At 47.1% G+C, this 5354-nt stretch carries 8 protein-coding genes and 1 tRNA gene; 4 read left to right on the top strand and 5 right to left on the bottom strand.

Annotation, left to right across the window (positions count from 1 at the left end):
• Both Q7V06_RS09705 and Q7V06_RS09700 read right to left on the bottom strand, forming a co-directional pair.
• Window positions 1–246 (bottom strand): hypothetical protein (locus tag Q7V06_RS09705; RefSeq protein WP_304840998.1); only part of this gene is annotated, 246 nt, incomplete at its 3' end.
• 158 nt (window positions 247–404) lie between these two features.
• A complete protein-coding gene (locus Q7V06_RS09700) occupies window positions 405–1172 on the bottom strand; it encodes a type I restriction enzyme HsdR N-terminal domain-containing protein (protein WP_304840996.1) in 768 nt (255 codons plus the stop codon).
• Window positions 1173–1725: 553 nt separating this feature from the next.
• Here Q7V06_RS09700 and Q7V06_RS09695 point away from each other — a divergent pair.
• The 3 genes from Q7V06_RS09695 to Q7V06_RS09685 are packed head-to-tail and all read left to right on the top strand — an operon-like array spanning window position 1726 to window position 2925.
• Complete coding sequence (locus Q7V06_RS09695) at window positions 1726–2058, top strand: transcriptional regulator (protein ID WP_304840994.1); 333 nt, start codon at window positions 1726–1728, stop codon at window positions 2056–2058.
• Window position 2059: 1 nt separating this feature from the next.
• Window positions 2060–2590, top strand: coding sequence for a hypothetical protein (locus tag Q7V06_RS09690; RefSeq protein WP_304840992.1), 531 nt, complete (start codon window positions 2060–2062; stop codon window positions 2588–2590).
• A 2-nt stretch (window positions 2591–2592) separates the two neighbouring features.
• Complete coding sequence (locus Q7V06_RS09685) at window positions 2593–2925, top strand: type II toxin-antitoxin system PemK/MazF family toxin (protein WP_304840990.1); 333 nt, start codon at window positions 2593–2595, stop codon at window positions 2923–2925.
• Window positions 2926–3300: 375 nt separating this feature from the next.
• On the opposite strand, the gene Q7V06_RS09680 is transcribed toward Q7V06_RS09685, so the two are convergent.
• A tRNA-Thr gene (locus Q7V06_RS09680) sits at window positions 3301–3374 on the bottom strand.
• A 52-nt stretch (window positions 3375–3426) separates the two neighbouring features.
• Window positions 3427–3720, bottom strand: a complete 294-nt coding sequence (locus Q7V06_RS09675) for a DUF3467 domain-containing protein (protein ID WP_304840988.1) — start codon at window positions 3718–3720, stop codon at window positions 3427–3429.
• Between the two features lie 41 nt (window positions 3721–3761).
• Between Q7V06_RS09675 and Q7V06_RS09670 the strand changes: the two genes are divergently transcribed.
• Entirely contained in the window at window positions 3762–4463 is a 702-nt protein-coding gene (locus Q7V06_RS09670) for a hypothetical protein (RefSeq protein ID WP_304840986.1), read from the top strand.
• 5 nt (window positions 4464–4468) lie between these two features.
• Here Q7V06_RS09670 and Q7V06_RS09665 read toward each other — a convergent pair.
• A partial coding sequence (locus tag Q7V06_RS09665; protein WP_304840984.1) for a nucleotidyltransferase domain-containing protein occupies window positions 4469–5354 on the bottom strand: 886 nt, incomplete at its 5' end.

The following is a 5354-nucleotide window of genomic DNA, read 5'->3' as shown; positions in this document are numbered from 1 at the left end:
CCCGGAAACAAGCTCACCAACTGTCTTCTCAACAATATAATCGACGATATAAGTCGGTGTGTAGAAGACCCCTCCCGCTTTCCTGACCTCCGGCTTGTATTCGACCTTTGCCTGACCACCATCGGTGAGCCGGATCACCTTTCCGAGGAACTGTTCATAGACATGACCGAGGATCTCTGTTGGGATCACCGAGAACTCAAAGGGACTTTCAGGATAATAGAGGCGGTTGATAATCTCCTTGAGCACCTTATCATCGATTACAACCGACAGGGAGAGGGTATCGGGGATCTCCGTTCTCCCCTTCTCCTCCTGGAAATAGAAGAGCCCTGAATTATAGCGGTCATCTGCTTCGATGAAGATATCGCAGAGCCGTTTGTAGATCCCTGCACCGTCCCTGAGATCGTTCAGCCGCCCATACCTCTCAATCCCCCTGTCCTCACACAGATCCTGAGGAAGATGATCCGGTCAATCGTCCGCTGGACAATGGTATTCAGCGCTTCCAGCGTGATATCATTCCGAAGAGCGATATTTCTGGCAAGGAGGTCCCGCCACTTCTCAATATCCTCAAGGAACGCATCATCCACGCGAGCGGTTCCACGCTTGCCCTTTTTGGATTCGGCAAACGTATCAAATGATCCGAGCTTGATCGATTCCTGCGCGAATATCTCCTCGATCCAGCCCCATTTCTCCGGATATTCTGTGAAGGTGAAGTAGGCGATCCGGGCGGTTGCGGAAGTATCGTTCTTTCCAATCGGGATTGTGCAGTCATAGACTGCAAACTCTTCAAAATCAGTCAGGATGCTCAGTTTCAGGTTTGCATTCCAGGCATACCTCCTGAGCTGGAGGGCTGCATTGGTATCCTCTTTGATATTGACCTCGGGCTTCTTTGCCTCGACAATGAATTTTGTCTGCCCCCCGATCCGGAATGCATAATCGATGAAGAGTGTCTTTCCCCGGATCTTGATCGGCTCTTCATGGGCGACCTCCTTGTAGGCTTCCGAATACCCTTTGTTGTTATCAACATCCCATCCAAGTGCATGGAAGAAGGGATCGAGAAACTGCCGCCTGAGTTCTGTCTCATTCTTCTGCCCCCTGAGATATGAGGGGAGGTGAAACTCGAAACGCTGGACAAGACTTCGTATCGCATCAGGGCATGCAGCCGGTTCAACCATTGTAATCAATTGGAGGGATGGGGTTTTGGAATAGAAAAAGAGGTATGATCTGTAGCTCTATAAATTCTGACCGGATTATGGAGTTTTATCTGCCAGGAACCTATCTGAAAGCAGCATGATGTCATGAAGGTCAATAACATGGTATCCGTCATCCTGTAGTTGTTCTTTCCCGTCAATTTCCTTTGCGATCAGCACATAACGTTCTTTACGATCACCATTTCTCCATCGCACGCTTTCCGCCTTCTTCTGGAGGGTTAAAATGACTAAACGGGCTTCTGCAAGTGATAGCAATCCGGAAGGAATCGGAACTCAACTACACAATCGATGAAGATGTTGAGACATAAGTAGACTACTTTGGTATCAACTAACGAGATTAAGGTGATGGCGTGAGGTGGATACCTTGTATGAGGCTATCAAAACGATCACCTCTCTGGGTGATGGCGTGTGGTGGATCGGTTTTACATTTTAAGCATCGTCTTCAGTAATTAATTTAAACTTCAAGTAACAATTATGATCAACGAACTAATACTTGCTGAAGTGGTGTGCGGGAAAAATGAAAGAAAAATTTTTGGAAATTGTCCATGAATCCGGAAATTTGAACTCAAAGTTATTTTCAATTAGCCGGATAAAAATTCTATGGGCCTTATCAGAACTCGGCGAAGACGGAGCAACAGCAAGGCAGATTAAAAATGGTCTTAATATCGGAAGTGACGGCTCAACATATTCAAATTTAAATGCCCTTGTAGAGATGGGTTACCTGCGGATGGAAAAGGTCAGATTTGAATCAAAGGAAAATCTTGAATTATATGTAATTACTCCCGCGGGACTTGAAGAGTGGAATAAAATAAAAAAATGGTTTGATCTGCTTGTATGTGAGGGTGAATAAGATGGGAGATTGGAAGAAAGCAATTGCAGTATTTAAGGAGATGGAATTTCCCTTAGACTGTGATGAATTTGAGGGCAAAATTATTGCTCAAAAGACGATATGTCTTCTTCAGTTAAAGGGGATGAATCTGAATTATCCTTTTGGAATGTATGTTCGCGGTTCTTATTCCCCGGCATTTACCAAAGATTATTATGATCACAAACAGGAGTTTAAAAGCCTTAGTTCATGTTCTGTATTATCAGATGAAGAGAAAGTGATGGTAAAAAATCTTGATGATCTCTTTTTGAAGAACGCTCCTCTTCTTGAGATTGGTGCAACATATGCCTTTATTGTTGAAAAAACAAACAGAACGCCAATAGAAGCATTCCGTATTATCAAAGAGACTAAGGGTTTTTATCGTGACACCCAGATTGCAAAAGGTATCTCAAAGGTGAAACAATTTTTATTTGAACCAACTGAAAAAGACCTTGAGTGGCTTAAAAATGAGACCGGGCCGATTCAGCGTGCATCTATTCAATCAATGAGGTATTAGGGATGGACTTCAATGAACCTGGAGAAGTCTGGTTTATTGAACTTGAAAACAGTCGCGGGCACGAACAGTCCGGGACACGTCCGGCAGTTGTTCTTGCAAAATCTTTCGGGATGCATACGGTTGTTCCCCTTACCACATCGGAGAATGGATTCAATTTTCCTCATACACATATTATTAACCCGGATTCAAAAAACGGTCTTTCAAGCTTAAGTTTTGCAATGTGTTTTCAGGTTTTATCTCTTGATAAAGAGAGGTTTTTGAATAAAATAGGTGTGCTTTCAGAAAGCGATCTGGAGTGTATTAAGGAACTTTTAAAGGATCTGCTGGATTTATGATTTCCAGATTGAAAAAAACAAGTAACTGGTCAGCACCCATCACCTATCCTAACACCCACCCTGAATTATATGTTACACTGTATTCGCTCCACAAAAACCGATCCGGAAGGAACCGGAGCTCACCATCACGATTGACGAAGGTTTGTTGAGACCTAAGTATACTACTTTGTTGTCAACAAACTGGAGAGCATTAAAACAACATCCTTCCAATATTATGGTATGGAATTTCGACTTGGTTTCTCATTTAGATCCTCTGTTCGAGCAGAGAATTGTTCGATACTGCGATCTCTACCCTTAAGAACGAATGCTCAGGATCAAAGCATCCAAATAATGAGCGAATTAAGCCTTAATCTAGATTTTACGACCTTAAAAGAGAGCCGCCGGAGGGAGTTGAACCCTCGACCTGCTGATTACGAATCAGCCGCTATGCCGGGCTAAGCCACGGCGGCACTGCGTCTACTATATACGCGTTGAAAAGGTTAAAAGGTTCTGATCTCCCCTTCAGGAGTACCCACGCATTGTCACCGAGTCGCCGGTCTGCTGCTCCTTTGGCGCTTCGATCGTTCCGAACTTTGTTTCAAACTCGGCAATACTCTGTTGCAGAACCGTCAGAAACTTCTTTGCATGCTTTGGGCTGATGGTTACGATCGATTTTGCCTTCGCCTGATTGATATTTGGGATCTGGTGAAGGAAGAGGAAGGTGAATTCGTCATCACGGAAGGCGATCTGGATCATATTGCTGTAGACCGGATCGAGATCCTGGGGCACGTTTACGGTGATCTCCTTCTGAGCCATGCAAATCTATTAGCGGATTGGAATGAAAAGCTTTGTGAAAGATGATTTCGCCTGCTTCCGGAGAAGAACCACAATGTATCCCCGTCTCAATGATCGTCAGATCCTCTGTCTGCCCTCTCCGGGTATACCTTGAACGGCACGAACCGATCGAAGAGCCATATGCCTATACAATCGCCAAACAGGTCGGCTATCACCTGGGAAGTGAACGTGACACTGAGATGATCTGGGATGAGATCCGGGTTGTTCGGCCCGAAATCCCTGATACGATGCGATCGTACCTCAATGACTGCATCACTGCATGGAATGGTATTTCATGGGAGATCCCGCGGGCAACAGATATCTCCGTCAAAAATGTCAAATATGCGATAACCGGTCGTATCGACTGGCTCTTTGACACAGAACCTGAGATCGGTATTCTCAGGGCAACACGCGCCCCGACCTACGGGGTCTGGCGGCAGGATAGGATACGGGCGGCGGCATATCTCCTCGCATCTGAGGGGATAAATGCTGAGCTGTTTAACTCGGCACGGATCGTCTATCTGCCATCCGGGATCGTCCGTCCGGTCGTCCCGGGTGTATCAGATCGGAGATCACTCTTCTCTTCACTCCGGCAGGTTGAAGCAATCTATCGGGGCGAGATGCCAAAGGCTCCACCAAATGCCCCCTGTGACCGGTGTCCAAAAAAAGAGGTCTGTCGTCGTGAACCCACAACACTCTTTGACCGATTCTTCAGGAGATCCTGATCGGATCACCGGTCAAGGAGTGTCCGTGAGAGGATATATTCGCCCCGCGCCTCGCGGGTTGTTCCGACGATCAGCCACTTCTCGTCTCCGTGATCCTCCACAACACCTGCTGCCTCGATCTGCTCTCCGGCAAGTGCCTGACCCGCATACGTGTGGGTGAAGGAGAGGACGTAGCTGATCTCGTCGTGGTCGATTGCATAGACTGATGGATTATCAAAAGCAAGAGAGGCATCCGTTACGCGGGCTTCGATCACGTCGCGGCCTATCGCCTCCCCTTTTCTGATGGTGACGGCATTCTGGTGGTTGTAGCCGCGTGAGAAGAGGAGGTCAAAGTATGTCCCTTCATACTCTCCCCTGTTGAACTTCCGCTCTTCATGGGCGACAAAGTCATCAAAACCGATCTCCGGTACCCGTTTTCGATAGACTTTTCGCCACATCTCTTCACTCATTGAAGGGATCTTTCCTGCTGCAACCGCCCCGGCAAGCTGCCGCTGAGCCGAGAACCAATCCTCACCATAGACGACGAGATCGATGTCAGATGCCTCATTCTCAAGCCCGCAGAGGAGCGATCCGGTACAGCCGTAACTCCTGTCAGGGAGGGAGAAGAGGCCCATCAGACTTCGTACCCTCTGATTGCGCCTGATAATTCCCGCCATCTGCTCTTCAGGCTTCAGAATGGATGTGATCTCAGTTAATGGAATTCGGTGGACGGTATCTGCCCATTCCGGTCTGTTCTCCCTGATCCAGTTAAATGCCTCATCAAATTCTACTTTCCGATACCGTCTTCCATCCGGCCCTGTTCTCTCCCCTTCCGGATCAGAGAGGTACCGAAGGACACAGCCAGCCCGCTCATCATTATCATAGACCGAGACGGCATAGATGCCGCCATCC

The organism is Methanocalculus sp. (assembly GCF_030651615.1).
Lineage (GTDB): Archaea > Halobacteriota > Methanomicrobia > Methanomicrobiales > Methanocorpusculaceae > Methanocalculus.
This window is presented reverse-complemented; position numbering and strand designations above follow the sequence as displayed.

Coding starts and splice junctions, on each gene's coding strand:
- Q7V06_RS09700 (WP_304840996.1), bottom strand. CDS start 1,172: ATGGTTGAACCGGCTGCATGCCCTGATGCGATACGAAGTCTTGTCCAG.
- Q7V06_RS09695 (WP_304840994.1), top strand. CDS start 1,726: ATGAAAGAAAAATTTTTGGAAATTGTCCATGAATCCGGAAATTTGAAC.
- Q7V06_RS09690 (WP_304840992.1), top strand. CDS start 2,060: ATGGGAGATTGGAAGAAAGCAATTGCAGTATTTAAGGAGATGGAATTT.
- Q7V06_RS09685 (WP_304840990.1), top strand. CDS start 2,593: ATGGACTTCAATGAACCTGGAGAAGTCTGGTTTATTGAACTTGAAAAC.
- Q7V06_RS09675 (WP_304840988.1), bottom strand. CDS start 3,720: ATGGCTCAGAAGGAGATCACCGTAAACGTGCCCCAGGATCTCGATCCG.
- Q7V06_RS09670 (WP_304840986.1), top strand. CDS start 3,762: ATGATTTCGCCTGCTTCCGGAGAAGAACCACAATGTATCCCCGTCTCA.